The following is an 18,366-nucleotide window of genomic DNA, read 5'->3' on the forward strand; positions in this document are numbered from 1 at the left end:
AATTATTTTTTAAGGTTGTAGGGATGGTGTCAGCCGACTTTTCCCATCTTCCGAAATCGTCCGATGTACCAACAGAAACGAGTATGCCATCTTGCTACACAATGATACTAAAACGTGCGATTCGATGTGCAATGTGCAATAAGTGTGCAATTTCCGAAAGTTTCCCTTCCTTATATAGGGGGTAAAGTCCTGTATGTAAAAGTCGTCTAGTCAACTAGATAGGAGGCTCATATGAACATTGTGGTCATCGGTGGGACCCAAGTGGCGATCAAAGGAACGGCGAAGGAGATTGAGGACTTGTTGCGCAAGTTACGTGCGGTGACAGTGGAGTCGTCGGGCTCGGTCACCAAGTATGTGACGCAGGATAATCGACTACATGTGGCGAAGTGAGCTCTCGGCAGAGGGCTTTTTTTGTTGCGCCAAAATAAATCAAATTATTTTACATAAAAGTGTTTACAAAGTTATCGTTTATGGTATTATATAACTAACAAGAGATAACAAAGTTATCACTTAAACCACATTCAAAGGAGACGATACACATGGCAACTTACACAATCAACTACCACACTGGTGTCACAGAAGAATTCGAAGGCACGCTCGAAGGCGCGAAGCAATCGGCGCTTGAAGGCATCAGCTACACGCAGGAACACGTCAGCATCGAGCAGGACGGTGAGCAAGTGACGGTCGCGCGTTGGGTCGGTGTCGAGGCGGACGAGGACGACGAGGTGTTGGTACACGTCGGCGACGGTTTTTACCAAAACTGGAGTGATGAGTTGGGGGAGTGATTCCCCCGCTCGTTGGCATCAAGGAGTTTGCGGAGTTGCTCGGCTGGGACAAGGCGCGACTCTCCACGAAGTACAATCGACAACGGACGGGGGCGAATGTGAGGCCCCTCTTGCCCGAGCCAGTGCAGGTGTTGGCGGCGACACCGATCTGGACGCTCGAACAGGCAAAAGCGTATAAACGGATTATCGACGGTAAATAAAAAAGACCCCACCCGATGAAGGTGGGGTTTCGTGCGTCAGACGTCTTTCGCTTTGACAATCTTGCCATCGAGGTCGACCGTCGTCTTATCGTCGGGTTGCACCCAAGCGCCAGAGGCTTTGGCGTGGCTGAACGATTGCTTGTAGCCTCGTTGCCCCGACACGTCCACTTTGAACACGTCCATCGGGTTTATGGTGGAATCTGTCCCCGCCTTCCAAATGTTCGAGGAGCGTGAGAGGGTCGGGCTGTATGTCGGATACTTGATATCCGTATCAATCTCGATATGCAAGTGAGGAGAGCCGCCGTATTTACCAGTCGAGCCATAGTCTGCAATCTTCGTATCTTCTGGTGCAACGATATCCCCCGCTTTCACGTAAGTCTTCGCTAGGTGCGCCATACGGACGACAAGGCGACGAGCGCCTTTCTTCGGTCCGTAGTGTACATCAATCGGGTTGACACTGACGGCGATGATAGAACCGCCCATGAGGGCGTCTGAACCGACCGCGACAATCTTCATCTTGAATGGTGCATAGACGGCGAAGTCCTTGCGCTTCAAGTCAGCCATGTCTGTACCGAAGTGCGAAAAGCCCATCTTCTGACGATAGAGCGCGTTCTTGTAACCTGCGGTGATCCGTGCGTTGTTGAGTGGTAAAATCGCTTTCTCGGTCATTTGTCTTCCTCCTTCGTGGCGATGACTTCCTTCTCGGCTAGTTCTGCATCAATCGGCACCTCGCGGCTGACGGGCTTGACCTGTTCGTCCTCTGGTGCGACGTCTTGGGCGATGCGGTCGATGGTCGGGACTTCCTTGTCACCTTGGAGTTGTGACAACACCTCGACGAGCTTGTCGGGGAGCGGCACACCCAATAGCGCACAGTTCTCGGTGACAGATAGCCCTTCACGCGCGATGTAGTAATAGATGACGAGCGTCCGCATGACGGGATGACTGTTGTTGAGCATCTCGTCGAGCAGGACAGCGACGATGATGACCATGAAGACGACGCCCTTGCGGATGCCACCCCACCACATGACATCGCTGTTCAGTTTCTTGTGTTTGGCTGCGGCTAAGAAGCCTGTGACATAGTCGATGACGATGAGGGTGACGAGTAGTTTAATCGCCACGTCCCATCCTCCCAGGAACCCTGTGACAATGGTGGCAAGAGCGGCAATTCCGCCCTCGAAAACGTTTAATAGTCGCATGATGCGCCTCCTTAATGGGGTCTTGGTAGGTTGTAGGCATCGGGTGACCCCCTTTGATTTGGTGGATGTCTCCATGAGAAAGGCGCCCCGAAGGACGCCAAAAGAAAAACGCCTTGGGCGCTGGTTACTCGACAATTGGGTTTTGGGGAGACGCCAAGATGGCTTCTACCTCTGCTTGTGTCAATCGTCCCATCTCAACTTGGTACATAAGGTACGCCTCATCAACACGTCGTTGTTGCCACATCTGCAAAGCAAATTTATACATTAAACTCATCCTCTCCACTCTCCTTTTAAATTGTGATTACATAAACGTCAACATGATTACCATATCTTGCAACGCCTTGACCTCTTCTTTGCTCACCGCTCTTTCAAGCTCTAACTCGGCGATGCGTTCGTCCTTGCTCTTCTCTTTCGGTCGGTTCATTTGTTCGAGCCCGTACGCAAAGAGTGTCGCGAAGTTTTTCATGACGTACTCCGTCAGCTTCTCGCGGTCGGCAATCGTCACCTCCACCTCATCATACTCATAGCGCAAGTTGACCGCCTGCCCGTCCACGACGTCATCCGCCAGTTCGGCGATGTTGTCGCGTAGGCGCACCACGGCATTCCCGTCCTCGATGTACCGCACCCACACCCGTTCCGGTTTCGCACTTCCTGTCACCTTCATCCTGTCACCTCCTTTCGGATGCAATTCGTCAGATTGAAACAATCGGCGTGACTCAACCAACCGTTATAAGACGCCAAGCTACGTTTCAAGTCGTCACCTTGCTTTGTTCTCATCGTTTGTTTGAGTGACTTCACCGTCCGTTTTCGGACGAGCGTGTAATCCCCGAAACTCCGATAGCCGAGAAAGTCGACACCGCGTACAAAAGTCGGGAACACTTGCCAATTGCCTTTGACTGACAAATCAAGTTTTTGCCGCAAGAAACACTCCATCTCACGGAACAGTTTATGCAATTCTTGCTTCGTCCGCCCGAGCACGACGATGTCGTCGCAATAGCGGAAATACCGGTGGTGATACCCCTTGTCCTCGACAAAACGGTCGAACGAGGATAGGAACAGATTGCCGAAGTATTGACTCAAGTAGTTGCCGATCGGGACGCCTCGGTCGCCGCCCATGCTCTCGACGATCTCGTCCAAGAGCATAAGCAAACGCCCATCCTTGATTTTATGCCGGACGACCTGTTTCATGAGATCGTGCCGGATAGACGGGTAGAATTTTTTGATGTCGAGCTTGAGGCAATATTGTGTATTGCCCCTATCTACCATCGCCTTGTGCAACTGGCGCAATCCATCGTGGATGCCGCGCCCGGGAATCGACGAGAACGAACGCCGCGAGATGCACCCGATCCATATCGGCTCTAACACTTGGACGATTGCCCAATGCACGATGCGGTCGGGGTAGTACGGTAGTTTGTAAATCTCGCGTTCCTTCCCTTTGTCGATTTTGATGAACGTTTCGTACGGCGACGTCTCAAACAAGCCTTCGGACAACAAAAAATGCAGGTGTTCGATGTAGACTTCCGGGTCGGCGTCAACTTTCTGAACATCTGCATAATGCGTTTTCCCTTTACGTGCATTTTTGTGTGCGAGGTAAAGATTGTCGATATCGATAATTTTCTCGAACAAACCAGAGTGACGTTTCAATGATTTTCCTTCTTTCTTGCTTGACCGGAGCCGACGTTCGCTCGCGCTACTAGCCGGGCTCACTGATGCAAGTTGTGTGTTTTGCCAAGGGGCAAGGCAATCGCGGCATGTTTAACGTCTAAGCAAGGTGAGTGCCGATATTAGAATTAGAATTCGAAGCTGAATTATTCACATTCAGCTGGAAGACTCCTGCATTCGTGCTATCTGACCAATTACTGCTAGTGATGGGGAGATAACTAGTATACAGATTCCTGTTCTCGATTGCCTTATTACTATTTTAGTATAACAATTACTGATAATGACATCGATTAATCTGCTCAATAAGCAAGGCGAGCGCCGATATCGGAATGAGAATACGAAGCCGAATAATTCACATTCAGCCGGAAGACCCCCGCATACGCGCCAGCAGACCAACCACCGCTAGCGATGGGGAGATAACCAGCATACAGACTCCCGTAATCATATAGCCCCGTGGTTGATGAGCCTGAGAAGGTTTTTCCGATGAATCCAGCATCTTGATCGGCGACGATATCCGACATGTATCCGCCGCTATTCGATGCGACCCCGCTCGTGATCGTCTTGCTGTAACCACTTCCCGTGTCGTTAAAGGCGCGGTTACCGATGAGGAGTTGCCACGAACCGTTTGAATATAGCCCATCGATCCAGTAATACAGGTTGCCCCAAATGTCCTCGACGCCACGATAAGATACCTGCACCGTCGCGCTCGCAGAACCGGATGAAGCGCTACCTGATGCGGCAGTGCCACCTGTCGTCCGAACGGCGCTTGCGCCCGTATATCCCTGACCTAACGCCGTCTGCGAATCCATCGAGGCGTACTCGACGAGGTAGAGCATCTGTAACGCGTAAAACAGGTTGAAGTCCTCGATGCCCCACCCGCTTCCGCGTGCTTCTGCGCGCGTGCGGAACGTGCCAATCGTTTGTGACGCGCTTGGTGTGACGCCTGACTTTGATTCTAACTTCGACCCGTTGATAAAGCCAAGGTAGGCGCCGGCATACCGCTTGTCGACCTCGACGGCAGTGCCTGTCCCGCGATCGCGGTAAAACGCAGGATGGACGCTGTACCCAGAGAGTGCACCATCCGAAATCCAAAACTCGTAACCGTTCGCCGTCGTCGTCTTTTTAAACCAAAATTTCGGGATCTCGACCATGACCTGACCATTCGCGCCGTCGTCTTTGTACGTCGGGTCGCCATGGTACGCGTTGACCGTCCCGTTATCCGCGAGGTTACAACGGCGCACGCCCTGCCACGGGAGCTTGCTGTTAAATCCTGCGCCTGCCGATAAGCCGACCGTACTGCCGAGGCGCGTGACCTGCCCTGTCGTCTTATTCCATGCGACACCGTACTCCTGGTAAGCGACAGGCGTGGCGGCGAGGCGGTTGGCGGTGTTGCTGTTGACGTTACCACTCGCGTCCACCGGGAACAGTTGATAAAAGTAAGTCGTCCCGTTGGTGAGACCGGTGTCGACGAACCCTGTCGTTTGATATTGGTTGCGTACCGTCGAGGTGACGACGACCGTCCCGTCGTTGGCGCTCGTCGGGTACCCGCCGACCTTGCGGACGAGTTTGGTCGATGCCCAATCACTGTCGGTCGGGTCTGTCCACTTGAGGGTCAGTTGTCCGTTACCGACCGTGACTGAGGCGTTCGAGACGTTACCAGGCGCGATGCGGTCAATATTTTGCGCGACGTTGCGCCACTTGTCGAGCTGTGCGTCGTAGCGCAGTGTGTCATTGTCCTGCAAATTCGTGTAAATGACAGCCTTCCCGTTCAATTTCGTTGCGTTCCCGATGGTTTCAGGGAGCTGTGAGGCGGGGACCTTGCCCGTTGCGTCGAGCGTGGCGAGACCGTCCGATGCGCCCGCTTTGTCGTCCACAGCGTTCGCAAGGGCGTTCATGTCCCGAACCACGTCCGCCGTGTTACTGCCGTCAATCAAGGGTAGGGTGAGTTTTGTCGTCGGCATGATTAGTCTCCTTCCGTCGTTAAGATTTGGCTGTACACGAGTCCGTTCGATATGAGCTCATCGTATGTCGCGTATGCTATCTTGATGTCGTTGTACGTGTTGTAACGGTATGCGTAGACGATATGGTAATGGGCGGGCAGGGCACGGTCCATCGCCGCCTGCACGTCACTGATCCGTGTCGGTACGCCGAGGATGTCGACGAACTCGATGGTCGCCGTGAAGGCATCGTAATCGATCGTGACCTCGACCTCACCACCGACGAAGCCTGCGGCAATCAGTTCCAAATCGGCAATGGTCGCGTTCTTCCCGCCACGTTTCCTCGCCCGTAATCGCCCGCGTCGTTCCTCGAGCGTCCGCTGCACGTCGTCATCAAGCCCATAGCGCGACTCTTGGATGCGTAAGCCCCATTCGGTCATGCGGTCGGTGTAAAACTCGTTGACGAGATACCGGAGCACGCGTGCATCCAATTCCTCCGCGCTCGCCGCCTGTGCCATGAAGATGGCTTGCATGTCGACGTTTTCCCGCCAATACGGCGCGCTCACATCCAAGAAGCGGTCAAGGACGTCCTGCGCGCTCATGTGAACGTCACCGTCCCAAGCACCGCGATGTCCGTCCCCTCTGCCAAGATGTTCGCTGCCGCCCCGTTGACGAGGAAGTCACTCGCGTCGAGGACACCTGTCGTGTTGAGCAACAATTGATAGAGCGCAGAGTAACGGACAGGCTCGCCCGTGTAATAGAGGGATTCGAGATACGAGACAACGCTCGCCTCGTAAGCCGCCTGGACGTCCGCAAGGAGTGTGTCAGGCGTGAGGGTGAGTGTTCCTCCGATGTCGATAGGTAGTGCCGTGGCGGGCACGATGACGTTGTTCGCGAGCACGTTTGCCTTCGCGTCAATGTGCGCCTGTACCGCATCGACGAGTCCTGCGTCTGGCACGCCGTCTTGGCTTGCGATCGCGATGGTCACACTGCCTGGGGATGGCATGGCACGGAACACATTCGCCGCCTTGATGCCATTGATTTCGAGCGCCCATCCTTTGTAATTGTCAGGATTCCCCGCGCCCGACTGATTCTGCTGACGCGCGAAGAGACGACCTTTGAGTTCAATGTCCGATTCTTCGTCGACCCCACCCGCCATCGTCGATTCATGACGTACCGTCACGAGGTTCTGATAGGCGCGCTCGATGGACCGGATGGTATACGGGCTCACGTTGTGGTCGCGCCCCACCGCTGTCGCACGAATGGTGACGACGGCTGTGCCTGGTGCGGGATTGTCTGGGTCTTCCTGCACCTCTGGCATCGTGATGACCGCCTCTTCTGTCGTCGTAAACCGTTTGTCATCCTCGGTCCATAGGAGCGTGCCGGCAGGAATCGTGAGGTCGGTCGTCGCCTCGAGGGTGACAATGCCGGTCGCATAGTCGCCAGGTTTTCGGGTCAGCCCGACATCTTTCGCGTGTTCGTCGAGATAGACGCCGTGCGAGAGTGACGGAATGGCCGCGCTCACCGCATCGACAATCATGCGCTGGATGTCTTGATACTCGTTTGCCACGGGACGTGTCGCGTCATATGCAGGGCTTCCGAGCTGTGTGTCGAGGTCCGGGTTCAGTTGTTGGATCACCGCGAGCATGCGTGCATGGATCGCATCCACTTCCTCGACTTGGATGACGGGCAATACGTCAGTTTGAAAATTCAATGCCATCTACAATCTCCTCCTCTCCGTCTGTCGTGATGATGCGGATACGGGCGCTGAAGCGGTCATCCGACAAAACGACCGCCTCGGCCTCGACCGAGCGGACGCCCTCGATGGCACCGACCGCCTCGTCACAGATGGCCTGCAAGGCGAGCCGTGCCTCCTCTTCGCTCAGGAACACCTCGCCATAGAGCGTCCAGACGAGCGAACCGTATCCCGTGTCGATGTCTTGCCCGAAGTCGGGGTACACCTCGACCTGACCACGAGGCGTGAGCAGATACTTGATGACGCGCTCCATCTTCGTTCGGACGGGGTCCGCCCTGAAGAGACGCCCGTTCTGCCAGTCGATGCCCCACGTCTTCGTGCCATACCCCGAGACAAGGACGGCATCCTCCGCCTCGGGGGTCTCGATGCCGTCGAGTACGGTGTCAAGCGGGTCTTCTGGAAACATAGACACCCTCCTTTAAAAGTATTCGCGCGGATTGACCGTGTTACCGGCACCGTGCGGGTCGTAGGCGTAATTGCCTTTGTGAATCTCGAAATGCAGGTGTGGTCCCGTCGAGTTGCCCGTGTTCCCGAGCGTGCCGATCGGTTGCCCTTGGGTGACGAGTTGTCCGGTGACGACCGAGACGCTGTTCAGGTGGGCATAGACCGTGACCCATTTTTGACCGTCTTTCCCATCAGGGAAGTGATTGAGATAGATGTGATTGCCGTACGGTCCCGAACCACCGACCTTCTCGACACGCCCTGATGCAGAGGCGATGACAGGCGTCCCGATGTCGTTGGCGATATCTAGGCCGTTATGAAATGTGTAATAGGCGTTCGGACGTGCGGCGATGCCCCATCCTTGCGTGAAGCGCCCCTGTGCCGGTTGGATGAACTGGCTGTCGCCCCGCACGCGAATGTCCGCCTCGTCGACAGGTTGAATCGCGTCCTTGTCCTTCGGCGCACGTGGCACCTCGGGTGATGGCGTCTCGTCGGTCAGGGTGAGCGTGAGCGTCATACGGTGCCCGCTCGCGTCGAGCGTGTGCGTGTCGGACTGGATGTACCAGACGCCGAACGTGACGGGGTTGTCGACGAACTGCACGCGTCGCCCCGAGAGTCCCGCATGGTGCCCGACGCAGTCGACCGTCACGTAACGTTCTTCCTTCAATCCCTCGAGGGCGCGGTTGAGCTGTTCCGTGAAGTCGGTCGGGTCGGTATATGATAGCGTCACGTGTTGCGTCATCTTCCCGAGCTTCTGTTCGAGTTTCGCGTTCCCGTTCTCGAGCGACGACGGCACCGACAGTTTGGCGTGACTCGGCGCGGTCGCGGTCGTGAACAACTTGTCCGCATCCCCGCCGAAACCGGTATAGATGGCACGGAACGAGGCGGCGTATGCGCTGTCGGATTCGCCGTCGGACGGTGGCCATCCGTTCCAGAAGTGCGCCAGATTCGTCACACTCGCCTTGCGTCCGAGGTTCTTCGCATAAGGATATTTGCCGCGTATCAAAATCTCGGCGCACATCATCAGGTTGTACTCCGGTTCGTACAGACGGCCGTCATCGACCGCGACCTCCACGTTGCCGGCGATGATCTGCGTCAGCCCGCGTGCACCGAGGTGGCTCGTGGCGGACGGGTTCCCGCTCGACTCGATGGCGGTCAGGACTTTGAGCATGAGCGCATCGACCCCTTTTTCAGCTGCCACCTTAACAAACAAGTCATCCCATTTGTCGCACGCCTTGAGGCGGGAACGGATGCCCGTTTGATATGTGGTCGAGTCGGGTCCGTTGTAATACGCCGAGTTGAGCTTCCCGACGTTCGTGCCGTCCGTCCCTGTCGTTTCCTCGATAGGTCGTCCGCTCGCTTGGATACGGGTATACGTGTTCTGCGCGTCGATGACACTGATAGTGTCAAACGTCGTCTTGGCGTCGATGAGCACGCCAGGGAGCGCCCCACGTTCACGTAACTCCAATTTGTCGTTGTCGCACGTCACGTAGTAACGTCTGCCTGACAGACGGTATTCCTCGGCGATGAGTCCCTGCAGGATGGTCGCCATCGACTCGGACGCGTAGTTGATGTCCTTGATCCGTGTCGCCGTCTCCTTGACGAATCCCTGCTTGATGCCCATCCGTCGGCACATCGCCTTGAACTGCGCGCTGACGGTCGTCCCGACCGCGTTCGGTTCATAGACGACGGTGAGGTCGTTACGGGACAGGTAATAGGCATTGTCGTGGCACGTGAGCGTGATGCCACCACGTGCGGCATGCTCGACGCGGAACAGGCGTCCGTCAAAAATCAGACGCCCCGACCCATAGATGCGCACGCGGTCACCCGTGCTGTACGGCACACCCGCCTTGGCTGCGACCTGTACTTGCGCGGTGCGGTGATGGCGGTCGACCGAACCGGTCACCTCGACGAGGGACGTGAGTTTCGTCACGTCATAGCGCTTGTTCTGGATTTTGCTATAGTAATACACTTCGTTTCGCATCAGACCAACCTCGCAATCACATAGATGCGGCGGGTCGCCATGTCCTGTGCGGCGAGGACGACCGCGCCGACCTGTAACCCCTCGGTCACGTGTGCGGCGAAGCTCGCGTTCACGTCACGGTCACTGCCGGACGGACGAAACCGTAGCGGGGTCAGTCCCGTGACGACCCCTTCGAGGAGGCGGGTATCCGTGTTCTTCCCGATGTTTTCGATATGTCGGTTCAACCGATCCTGCCATTGCTGCATACGCCCACCTCCTACAAGTTTTTGACGGTCACGCCCGGCATGCCTCGTTCGCGGAAGACCATCGTGTACGGTAAATCATACGTGCCACCCTCCGTATTGAAGTTGAACTCACGCAGGTGCATGAACGCGCCGATGTTGAGCGCGCGAATCTCGACGCGCACCACGTAGTCCGTGTTGAGCAGGCGGTCACGGTACCAGTTCGCGCTCTTGACAGGGTCCTCGACGAGCGGGCGTTGGATATAGCTCGCCCCCCTGTCGCCCGTGAAGAAGCTGTCGAGTCGGATTTCGAGCGGTTTGACCGCGCCCGGCGCGGTATAGGTCCGGTTCGCGAGCGTCGCGCTGTCGTTGAAGTCACGTCCCCACGTCACCTGTATCTCCTCTGGCGTGACGGGCAGGACGCGCGAGTAGCGGGTGTTCACCTTCTTCTTGACGGTACGGGTCTCATAGACGGTCTGATATCGGCCGTTGACGAGCTTGCGCACCTTCGTGCGTTCGGTCACCGTCTTCACTTCAGGGACGAAGAACGAGACGACGACCTCGACATTGCTCCGTGGCATCTGCTCACCCCCTCATTTCTAGCTGACGGACAATTTCCTGCCCGATCGCGTGGATATCTGATTCCTGTCGAACGGTCATCTGTTGGATGTTGATGCTAAACGCACCGAACGAGCCCTGCGCCTCCTGCTTCGTGAGGACACGCTCGCCCTGATGCAACTCGGCGACGTAACCGTCGTATGGGACGTGGCTGAGTCCCGTGCGGTGGGAACCGCGGAGACGACCTTGATTTTCAACGAATGGGTCAAATCCAAAGAAATCGCTTGTCCATTGCTTCGCCCCGCTCCACATATCGTTATCGATGAGTGGGCCGAAGCCTTTAAATAACGAACCAAACTTATTCTCCGGACCTGACCACGAATCTTCTCCAACAATAGACTCCGAAAAACTTTTTCCACTGAGTCCGTCGGAAAACCAAGACCCGATTTTTTGTATTTTGTCGAAGACGCTTGCAATCGTATCGATTGTGGCTGCGATACCTTCCATTGAGTCACCTAAATTGACAAACGCATCGGCTAGCGACGCGTTATCTTCGCCAGCAATCAAATCAATAAGCTCTTTCCCTGCGCTCCAAGCGGAAAGCATCAGTTCTTTTGCGCCACCCCAAGTCTCAGTCGCCCATTTTTCGACATCCGACCAAGACACGTCTAAGTTATTGACATAATCCAAACTACGTTGGAACATCCCCGCCAACCCATCGCCGACATCTGCGACGAATCGAGCGACCGCCGGACTACCGAGCGTCGCATTGAGTTCTTTCAGTGGTTCCTTGAGCTTCTTCAAGATGCCCTCCCCGCTGTCCGCGAAAAGTTTCAACGAATTGGATTTGAACAACTCCCACTGGGCATATGCCGAATCGTTGACATCCGCGACGTATGCCGCGGTATACCCCATCTTGTCGAGCGTCTTGTCGACGGCCGCGAGGTTCTGTTGCCAACTACCGTCCGCGCTAAAACCGTTCGAGCGGAGGGAACTCTTCGAGATGTTGAATCGGTCGGCAATCGATGTGATATCGCCACTCAACGCCTCACGCAGGGAGAAGGAAGCCCCTTCCATGCCTTCTAAGAGGTTTGCGGAGGCAAGACGTTCGTTGATACTCATCATACGCTCGATGTCCCCGAAGTCTTTCGTCACAGGCAGGAAGGTCGTCGCCGCCTTCGAGAAATCCTGTTCCGAGAACATCGACGTCATCGCCTTGTCTTGTACGACCTTGAAGAGATCCATCCCTTTTCCTTGGTCGGCAAGCAACGCGCCCATCTGGAGTTGCGTGAGCTCTTTCTTCATCGCCCCGCCAACGACCGCATCCCCAAGCTTCCATGCCCCGAACGCCGCTCCCGCTCCCGCGATCAACGCCGGTAGGCTCATGACCGTACTGGCGATGCCTTTCAATCCGCCGCCGAGCGTCCGCACCGCGAACATGCCCGTCCGCCCGAGAGAATCGAATCCCCGACCGACGCCAGAGAGGGCGCGCTTCATCTTGTCGACAGACTCGGTGGTTCGTTTGGTCGTCGTGACGTATTCCTTCTGCTGCTTGTCCATCTCAGCAATTTTTTTGACGAAACGCCCGTTTTCATCTCGCGCCCGTGACACCGTGTTCGTCATGGAACGAACGGCAGGACTGACGCGGTCTTTCACCTCAAACAGCGCGACGTATTTTTTCTCAGCCATGAAATCAGCCTCCTAACCCGGCGTTACGCCGTTTGATTTCATCCTCTAGTTGCAAGCCGATGCTTATATAAGCCGCCCGCTTCCAACCCGGCTCCCAGTGCTCGGATTCATGCGGCGGGATGCCGTGGAGCCGAAAGAGGTGGTGCAAATAAAACCAGTCATCGGGCGCTTCGTCCGGTCCGAGTGGTTTCCCGTCCGCACGGAGGCCCGACATTAGTTTTTTAGTTCAGCCGCTTCCTGCTCCGCTTCTTTCGGGTCGACGAAGCCCATCGCCTCCGCCATCGCCTTCTCGATGCGTTCCTTCTCCCCGACGCGGTACGCCATGTCGACGAACGAGATGTCGTCCAAGATGTCGAGTTCTTGCTTGAGTGCGGCGTCAAGCGACTTCGTGCCGTCTGCTTCATGCACCGCCTCCAAAATCATGAGCGCGTTCATCCGCTCCGTGTCCACCTTGTCGTCTTTCTTGCAGCGGTGACGGATGCTGTCGATGACCTCGGGCTTCAGCTCATGCACGTAGACCGTCGTGTCGGCATCGAGCCGCACCGGCACCTTCAATACATCTTCCTTGCGTTTCAATAAACGTTCACGAACCGATAACTTTGCCATGTGATTGCCTCCTTATAAGTAAAGAGACGGGCTATTGCCCGCCTCATGCGTTTGGTGCCTTGAATCCCTTCATGCTGACCGAACGGCAGAAGAACGACTGCTCGAGCTTGATCTCCGCGCCGACTTCCCAGTTCGCCAAGTCCGCGTTCTGGAAGACGATACCGCTTGCCGCGACCGTGCCCGACTCGCCCGTGTCCTGGTTACGCATCGAGCCGACGACCGAGATGGTCTTGGTCGGGCCGTCATCGAGATACGAGAGCGCCGCCTGTTGCAGATAGTTGCTGTACAAGAAGCCGCCCATCGTCCCTGACGCCTCACCACCCGACACCTTGTGTTGCGTCAGTTTCCAGCGGGGCAGTCTGATTTTTTTGATATCGAAGTCGATTCGGAGTTGGAACCGGTCAACGTAGCCCGCAAAGACCCCGTCGACATAGATCGCCATCTCGTCCCCGACATACACCTCATGTCCTCCACGCATTAGTTCGCACCTCCACTCGCTACAAATTCAAAGAAGAACTTCTCGGCCGCATCGATGAAGTCACCCGTCGTGAGCAGATAGATCGATTCGCCGGCAGGTGGGAAGTCCGGATGGATCTCCGTCACCGTATCCTGTGACAGCACGCCCTCCTGCTTCAGACGGTCATTGAATTCGGCGATGGCCTCGAGTAGGATTGCTCGACCGTCCGCGTCGTTGTTGATTTTGCCGATAAAGCCCGACTCGACCGCATACGTGAGCGTCTCCTGATACACCGCCGCGTTATAGGCGATGCGGAGCTTGCCTTTGTTGAAGCCCGTCGCATCACTCGTGATGGCACCTTCCAAGACGACATCGATGCCGTTGTGAATCGGTACCGCGATGCCTGCCGTGTAGAAGTCCTCGCGTTGCGCTTTCGTCAGGCGGCGTTCCACGTCCACAGCGAACGGGATGACCGCTCGTGTGAGCGACCCTTCGCCGAGTCCTTTGGCGCCCTGTAAGCCCGCGAGATACGCCGCGACCTGCCCGCCCGAGTATTGGTCGCCCGAAGCGTCCGCCACCCCGAGACCGACGTGTACGATATCCTCATGCTTGGCTGTCGCGTAGACGAGCTCAATCGCCGCATCGTCCGCGAGTCCCCATGCGTTCCCAGCGAGTGCCACGAAGTGACGCCCGTCGGCTTTCATCTGTTCGCGCCATACCTTGAGCGCATCGACGTCCGCTTTCACGGCGTCATAGCCGAGTGCAAACACGTCGAAATAATACGGTGAGAGCTGTTCGAGCGCGTCCTCGATCGCTTCTGCATCCTCTTTGACGTAGAGGATGAGTTTCGAAGCGCCGCCTTGTAGGGCGAGCTCTGCATGCGCCTTGTTCGTGCCGAGCGTGTCGGCGATACCTTTGGCAGTCGTGACCTCATGCACCGCACCGCGTTTCTCGGCGATGGATGATTCGGCGACCATAGCGATGATGCCCCGTTCCCCTGGACGGATGACCCGTTCAGCGGCACGTTCGAGCAATAAATAAAGACCCGGTAAAATCGGGTCGGTGGTCTTGTCCCATGTCGGCATATGCTTGCCTCCTTTATGCTAGTTCGTTGCTGATTGTCGTGGCGAGTGGTCCACGTTCTCGGTCGATGTCGGTCCATTCGTGCCAGACGAGCGTGAGTACAGCCGCCTTGACGTTCGTGGGCCCGCCTTCGACCATGCGGACGGATGCGTCCCGAATCTTCAGGTGGCTGTCCGTCTTCGTGTTGCCCTCATAGTGGGCGACCTTGTAACCCGCTACCGCGAGGGCATCGATGACGCACGAGGCGTCCCAGTGTGCCTGTTTCCGCTTTTCTCGGTAAAAGACAATGGCACATACCGCCTCCCGTTTCGATTGCCCTGCGGAACCAGTGATGCGGTCGTACTGGATGGGCGTGACGTAGATCGAGGGCGTGACGAAATCACTCGGCACCTCGTCGTCGTACACCTTCTGATACTTCAACTCACCCGAGCGGGCGTTTAAGACCGATTGAATGTATCGGAGGATGGAGCTTTGTCGTGGATTCATCAGCTAAACCCCTTTCGGATGGAGTCATCGAATTTCTTCTGCAAATCGGCATCGAGGATGCGCTCGGTGATGCGGTAGGCGTTGTCGAAGAAGTGCGTCGGTGGCACGAACGACTTGTTGTTGACCGTCCAGTGCCCCTCGTTGACGTACTTGACATATTCGACCGTTGAGCCCACCTCAATCGCTGTCTTGGTGCGGTCCCACACGTTCGACAAGCCCCCTCGCTGGAACGAGTTGACCATCAAGCGTGTATCGACGAGTTGTTGCCGCAAGATTTCACGGCGTACCTCGCCTAAGAACGTGTAACCCATCGCATCGACGTATTCGTTCAGATCGGTGCCGAAGTGCCGGAGCACTTGGTCCATGTCCTTGGCAAATTCATCGAATCCGTTCATAGCGCCACATCCCGCATACACGGCACGTCAAGGTGATGATTACGCACCTTCTCGGGATAGCCCGCCTCAAGGACGATGCCATCGATGAGGATGCGGTCGGTCTCTTGAATGTCCGCTGACGTCAAAAACACGACATCCCACCGCTCCTTGAGCGTTTGATAGCTCGGGGATTGGACGAGGTCGTGTCGACTGCGCGTCATCTTGCAAGGGATGTCAGTCGAAATGACGCCCCATGTATGTTCAAACGTTTCGTTGCCGTAATCGTCAGTGATGGGGATAGGGACGAGACGTTGAATCGTCGCACGATCCGTCAAGAGTTTGCGTAGGCTCATCAGAGGATGCGGAGACGTACACCGCCCCCGCTCCCTCCCTTCACATAAGCGCGAAGGAGATTCGCAATCTCGGGCTTTCCAGCAAGCGTGGCGTTGTCACCCTTGGTATAGCTGTAATCTTTCAACTTCTCCGACTTGTAGCCTTTGACGAGCGACTCATCACCTCGAACGAGTGCGTAATGTTCACTCAGAAGCAAGAGCGCTGTCTTGGCTCGTTGTGGGAACGTTGGGTAATCTTCGAGCGGGAACTCGTGACCCACGAAGGCGAAGACGTCTGCCTCCGCCTGCATGATGTCAATCTCGAGTTGTGGATCCGTGCGTTCTTTCACCTCGTCGAACGAGGAATACGCCTTTACTTCCGCTGGTGTGAGGAACGGCATGTTACGCACCTCCCTGTGCGTCGAGGATGGCATCGACCAGTTGCGCCTTCGTCATCGACGAGCGTCCGGCGATGTCCATGTCCGTTGCGATGTCATAGAGCGCATCCTTCGTCATGGCTTCGAGTTCCTCTCGCGTGTACGTTGGCTCACTAGGCGTTGACGCCATCATCATGAGCGGCTCAGGGTGTGACGGCGTCTTGTGCGATGTACACGAGTGCTTTCGGTGTACGGATGACGAAGTCAGCGCTTGAAAGGACGAAGTGGTACGTTCCTTGTTTCGCTACCGCCTCCGGACCTTCACCAGTACGTCGGTACGTCACGTCGAAGCCAGTGACGACCGTGAGGTTCTCGAGCGGTGTGAACAAGACCTTGTCTTCTTCGATGTGATCGACGAGTTCGATGTCGTAGCCGTGGAGTTTGCGAAGTTCACCTTCGACAAGGACGGCGTCCCCGAGTTGTGTTTCGCGTTGAAGCACTTCCGCTTGAAGCGCAGCGTGCGTACCCGCGCCCATGATCCAGACGAATTTACCGGCACGCAACTGCTCACGCGCGACTTTCGTCGGCACCGCTTGGAGGTCGGCAATCGTGATGTCCGCTGCCACGTCGTGCTTGATTGTGTCTGCGTTCGTGCGGGCTTGTTTGAGGAACCCATCGTTCATTTCAAGGAATGGATCAGCAGAAGCTTCGTCACCGTTGAAGGCGAGGTCTTGCATGTCTGCCGCAAACTGGTCTTGAATCATGCCGGCGATGATGTCCTCGACGTTTTGCCCACGCGAGCGGGCTGTGTAGTACACGTTGTCGTTCTTGAACCATGCGTCCGTCATGACCGGCACGAGAGCGAACGGCACAGGACGTTCAGTAACGTGATCTGTACCTGTGGGAACCGTGTCGAGTCCTTGGTGCAAGCGCATACGACGCTTCTTGACGCCGAGCGCCTCGATTTTACCGACTGGCGACTTCGCATCGTAGAAGTAGAGTTTGCGGAGCGTTGCGGCTGAACCGACAACGTCACGCATGAACGCGCGCCCCTCGTCTGGTGGTAATGTGACATCATTCGCCTTTTGAAGGTCTTGCATCTGTTTTTGGAGCAATTCCGTGTTGTTCATATGATGAACCCCTTTCGTTTATCCGAAGAATTTGAGATACGATTTCGTTACAGGTGCTTCTGTCTTCGTGACTTCCGCGCCACTAGAAAAAGCGACCGGACGAGCGTCGAGCTGTTTCTTCAGCTCTTCGATCTCCTGCATCGCTTTGGCGAGTTCGGTCTGTTCGGTTGTTTCCGTCGTGTCGTCCGTCGCGTCTTGCGACTTTTCGACATCGTCACCCGCTTGAGGTGATGTTTCGTCAGTCGACTCTTCTTGCTTGGCGAGCGCCTTTTGGACACCCTCGTCGATAAGCGCTTGAATCTCTTCTTTCGTCATGTTCATCACCTCCTCTCCCTGTTCGTCTTCTGATTTCGTGACCGTTGAAACGGCGAATTGATTGATATACTCGCCCAGCTCTTGATGAGCGATACGAATCCGCTCCACATCCGGTCGGTCACGCCACAATTCGCCCTCTGCAATGTCGGTGAAGTGGAAAATCGCCCGACTCATCTCGTTTTTAGGACGGGATGCCTCGATATCGTCCTTGATTTCACCTTTTGCGAGACGGCGGAAGAACTGTTTCATCATCTGCATGAATCCCGCTTCGGTTTGTTCGTCCTCAGACGGCTCTTGTGGTGTATCCTGTGCCTTCTCGACGTTGCCGTATCCAGCAAGCGAGAATCCGGTGAACTCACCTTTTTGAATCCCTGTCCACACGTCATCGACGACCTTGACCGCCATCATCCACGTGCCCTTGGTCACCGTTTGTCCGCCTAATTCGAAGTCAGCGGGTGCGATGTAACTTTCGATGACCTCGCCCACTTTGGACGTAAAGTCGTGTTGCTTGTCGATGTTGCGGAACTCCTTCAAGAACACGTGAGCGGCTTTCTCGATGTCCTGTGCGCTCATATAGTCACCGTGGGCATCGACCACATCCGGTTCATAGACGACGCCGTATACGATTTGCTCGTGCGTGTCCTGCTTGATGAGCCGTACGTCCGTCTCGACGTTCGGTTGCGTGTCATCCTTCATCAACAAAAAAGACCGCTTGTTGGCGGCCTTGTCGACGATAGAGACGTGTGACGGGATGAGGTTGGTAATGCGTCCCATGTA

The 18,366-nt window shown here is 55.9% G+C and carries 27 protein-coding genes; 3 read left to right on the forward strand and 24 right to left on the reverse strand.

Annotated features, from left to right (window positions below; translation table 11 throughout):
• Window positions 1-231: 231 nt before the first annotated feature.
• The 3 genes from PJK55_RS14440 (at window position 232) to PJK55_RS14450 (ending at window position 985) form a co-directional block, all read left to right on the forward strand.
• Window positions 232-390 (forward strand): hypothetical protein, encoded by a 159-nt coding sequence (locus tag PJK55_RS14440; protein WP_271306221.1) that lies wholly within the window; start codon window positions 232-234, stop codon window positions 388-390.
• A 149-nt stretch (window positions 391-539) separates the two neighbouring features.
• Window positions 540-785, forward strand: a complete 246-nt coding sequence (locus PJK55_RS14445) for a hypothetical protein (RefSeq protein ID WP_271306222.1) — start codon at window positions 540-542, stop codon at window positions 783-785.
• The gene (locus PJK55_RS14450; RefSeq protein WP_271306223.1) at window positions 782-985 is read left to right on the forward strand and encodes a hypothetical protein; all 204 of its coding nucleotides are present in this window, start codon (window positions 782-784) and stop codon (window positions 983-985) included. The genes PJK55_RS14445 and PJK55_RS14450 overlap by 4 nt, the downstream gene beginning before the upstream one ends.
• A gap of 36 nt (window positions 986-1,021) precedes the next feature.
• On the opposite strand, the gene PJK55_RS14455 is transcribed toward PJK55_RS14450, so the two are convergent.
• The 24 genes from PJK55_RS14455 to PJK55_RS14570 all read right to left on the reverse strand — a co-directional run bounded on the left by PJK55_RS14455 (window position 1,022) and on the right by PJK55_RS14570 (window position 18,363).
• On the reverse strand, window positions 1,022-1,654 hold the full coding sequence (locus tag PJK55_RS14455) for a M23 family metallopeptidase (protein WP_271306224.1): 633 nt from the start codon (window positions 1,652-1,654) through the stop codon (window positions 1,022-1,024).
• Window positions 1,651-2,181 carry a phage holin family protein gene (locus PJK55_RS14460; RefSeq protein ID WP_271306225.1) on the reverse strand — a complete coding sequence of 177 codons (531 nt, stop codon included), beginning with the start codon at window positions 2,179-2,181 and terminating at the stop codon, window positions 1,651-1,653. The genes PJK55_RS14455 and PJK55_RS14460 overlap by 4 nt, the downstream gene beginning before the upstream one ends.
• A gap of 124 nt (window positions 2,182-2,305) precedes the next feature.
• The gene (locus tag PJK55_RS14465; protein ID WP_271306226.1) at window positions 2,306-2,455 is read right to left on the reverse strand and encodes a hypothetical protein; all 150 of its coding nucleotides are present in this window, start codon (window positions 2,453-2,455) and stop codon (window positions 2,306-2,308) included.
• Window positions 2,456-2,482: 27 nt separating this feature from the next.
• Window positions 2,483-2,845 (reverse strand): hypothetical protein, encoded by a 363-nt coding sequence (locus tag PJK55_RS14470; protein WP_271306227.1) that lies wholly within the window; start codon window positions 2,843-2,845, stop codon window positions 2,483-2,485.
• Window positions 2,842-3,825, reverse strand: a complete 984-nt coding sequence (locus PJK55_RS14475; RefSeq protein ID WP_271306228.1) for a reverse transcriptase domain-containing protein — start codon at window positions 3,823-3,825, stop codon at window positions 2,842-2,844. The genes PJK55_RS14470 and PJK55_RS14475 overlap by 4 nt, the downstream gene beginning before the upstream one ends.
• Window positions 3,826-4,142: 317 nt before the next feature.
• Window positions 4,143-5,804 (reverse strand): fibronectin type III domain-containing protein, encoded by a 1,662-nt coding sequence (locus tag PJK55_RS14480; protein WP_271306229.1) that lies wholly within the window; start codon window positions 5,802-5,804, stop codon window positions 4,143-4,145.
• Between the two features lie 2 nt (window positions 5,805-5,806).
• Entirely contained in the window at window positions 5,807-6,382 is a 576-nt protein-coding gene (locus tag PJK55_RS14485; protein ID WP_271306230.1) for a putative phage tail protein, read from the reverse strand.
• A complete protein-coding gene (locus tag PJK55_RS14490; RefSeq protein ID WP_271306231.1) occupies window positions 6,379-7,500 on the reverse strand; it encodes a baseplate J/gp47 family protein in 1,122 nt (373 codons plus the stop codon). Before PJK55_RS14490 ends, PJK55_RS14485 begins: the two co-directional genes overlap by 4 nt.
• A complete protein-coding gene (locus PJK55_RS14495) occupies window positions 7,478-7,942 on the reverse strand; it encodes a hypothetical protein (RefSeq protein ID WP_271306232.1) in 465 nt (154 codons plus the stop codon). Before PJK55_RS14495 ends, PJK55_RS14490 begins: the two co-directional genes overlap by 23 nt.
• A 12-nt stretch (window positions 7,943-7,954) precedes the next feature.
• Window positions 7,955-9,961, reverse strand: coding sequence for a M23 family metallopeptidase (locus PJK55_RS14500; RefSeq protein WP_271306233.1), 2,007 nt, complete (start codon window positions 9,959-9,961; stop codon window positions 7,955-7,957).
• Window positions 9,961-10,206, reverse strand: a complete 246-nt coding sequence (locus PJK55_RS14505) for a hypothetical protein (RefSeq protein WP_271306234.1) — start codon at window positions 10,204-10,206, stop codon at window positions 9,961-9,963. Before PJK55_RS14505 ends, PJK55_RS14500 begins: the two co-directional genes overlap by 1 nt.
• 11 nt (window positions 10,207-10,217) lie before the next feature.
• Window positions 10,218-10,763, reverse strand: coding sequence for a hypothetical protein (locus PJK55_RS14510; protein ID WP_271306235.1), 546 nt, complete (start codon window positions 10,761-10,763; stop codon window positions 10,218-10,220).
• A gap of 4 nt (window positions 10,764-10,767) precedes the next feature.
• Window positions 10,768-12,429: a hypothetical protein gene (locus tag PJK55_RS14515; protein WP_271306236.1), complete on the reverse strand. Its 1,662-nt coding sequence runs from the start codon at window positions 12,427-12,429 to the stop codon at window positions 10,768-10,770.
• A 4-nt stretch (window positions 12,430-12,433) separates the two neighbouring features.
• Window positions 12,434-12,643 (reverse strand): hypothetical protein, encoded by a 210-nt coding sequence (locus PJK55_RS14520; protein WP_271306237.1) that lies wholly within the window; start codon window positions 12,641-12,643, stop codon window positions 12,434-12,436.
• Window positions 12,643-13,035 (reverse strand): phage tail assembly chaperone, encoded by a 393-nt coding sequence (locus tag PJK55_RS14525; protein WP_271306238.1) that lies wholly within the window; start codon window positions 13,033-13,035, stop codon window positions 12,643-12,645. The genes PJK55_RS14520 and PJK55_RS14525 overlap by 1 nt, the downstream gene beginning before the upstream one ends.
• Before the next feature lie 43 nt (window positions 13,036-13,078).
• On the reverse strand, window positions 13,079-13,513 hold the full coding sequence (locus PJK55_RS14530; protein WP_271306239.1) for a phage tail tube protein: 435 nt from the start codon (window positions 13,511-13,513) through the stop codon (window positions 13,079-13,081).
• Window positions 13,513-14,577 carry a phage tail sheath subtilisin-like domain-containing protein gene (locus PJK55_RS14535; protein WP_271306240.1) on the reverse strand — a complete coding sequence of 355 codons (1,065 nt, stop codon included), beginning with the start codon at window positions 14,575-14,577 and terminating at the stop codon, window positions 13,513-13,515. The genes PJK55_RS14530 and PJK55_RS14535 overlap by 1 nt, the downstream gene beginning before the upstream one ends.
• A gap of 13 nt (window positions 14,578-14,590) precedes the next feature.
• Complete coding sequence (locus PJK55_RS14540) at window positions 14,591-15,061, reverse strand: phage tail terminator family protein (RefSeq protein ID WP_271306241.1); 471 nt, start codon at window positions 15,059-15,061, stop codon at window positions 14,591-14,593.
• Window positions 15,061-15,456 (reverse strand): hypothetical protein, encoded by a 396-nt coding sequence (locus tag PJK55_RS14545; protein ID WP_271306242.1) that lies wholly within the window; start codon window positions 15,454-15,456, stop codon window positions 15,061-15,063. Before PJK55_RS14545 ends, PJK55_RS14540 begins: the two co-directional genes overlap by 1 nt.
• A complete protein-coding gene (locus PJK55_RS14550) occupies window positions 15,453-15,788 on the reverse strand; it encodes a DUF3599 family protein (protein ID WP_271306243.1) in 336 nt (111 codons plus the stop codon). The genes PJK55_RS14545 and PJK55_RS14550 overlap by 4 nt, the downstream gene beginning before the upstream one ends.
• On the reverse strand, window positions 15,788-16,168 hold the full coding sequence (gene yqbG / locus PJK55_RS14555; RefSeq protein ID WP_271306244.1) for a protein YqbG: 381 nt from the start codon (window positions 16,166-16,168) through the stop codon (window positions 15,788-15,790). The genes PJK55_RS14550 and yqbG overlap by 1 nt, the downstream gene beginning before the upstream one ends.
• A 1-nt stretch (window position 16,169) precedes the next feature.
• Window positions 16,170-16,337, reverse strand: coding sequence for a Rho termination factor N-terminal domain-containing protein (locus PJK55_RS14560; protein ID WP_271306245.1), 168 nt, complete (start codon window positions 16,335-16,337; stop codon window positions 16,170-16,172).
• 10 nt (window positions 16,338-16,347) lie between these two features.
• Window positions 16,348-17,274 (reverse strand): phage major capsid family protein, encoded by a 927-nt coding sequence (locus PJK55_RS14565; protein ID WP_271306246.1) that lies wholly within the window; start codon window positions 17,272-17,274, stop codon window positions 16,348-16,350.
• Between the two features lie 18 nt (window positions 17,275-17,292).
• Window positions 17,293-18,363 carry an XkdF-like putative serine protease domain-containing protein gene (locus PJK55_RS14570; protein WP_271306247.1) on the reverse strand — a complete coding sequence of 357 codons (1,071 nt, stop codon included), beginning with the start codon at window positions 18,361-18,363 and terminating at the stop codon, window positions 17,293-17,295.
• Between the last annotated feature and the right edge of the window lie 3 nt (window positions 18,364-18,366).

Source organism: Exiguobacterium sp. MMG028, assembly GCF_027947425.1.
GTDB lineage: Bacteria > Bacillota > Bacilli > Exiguobacteriales > Exiguobacteriaceae > Exiguobacterium > Exiguobacterium aestuarii_A.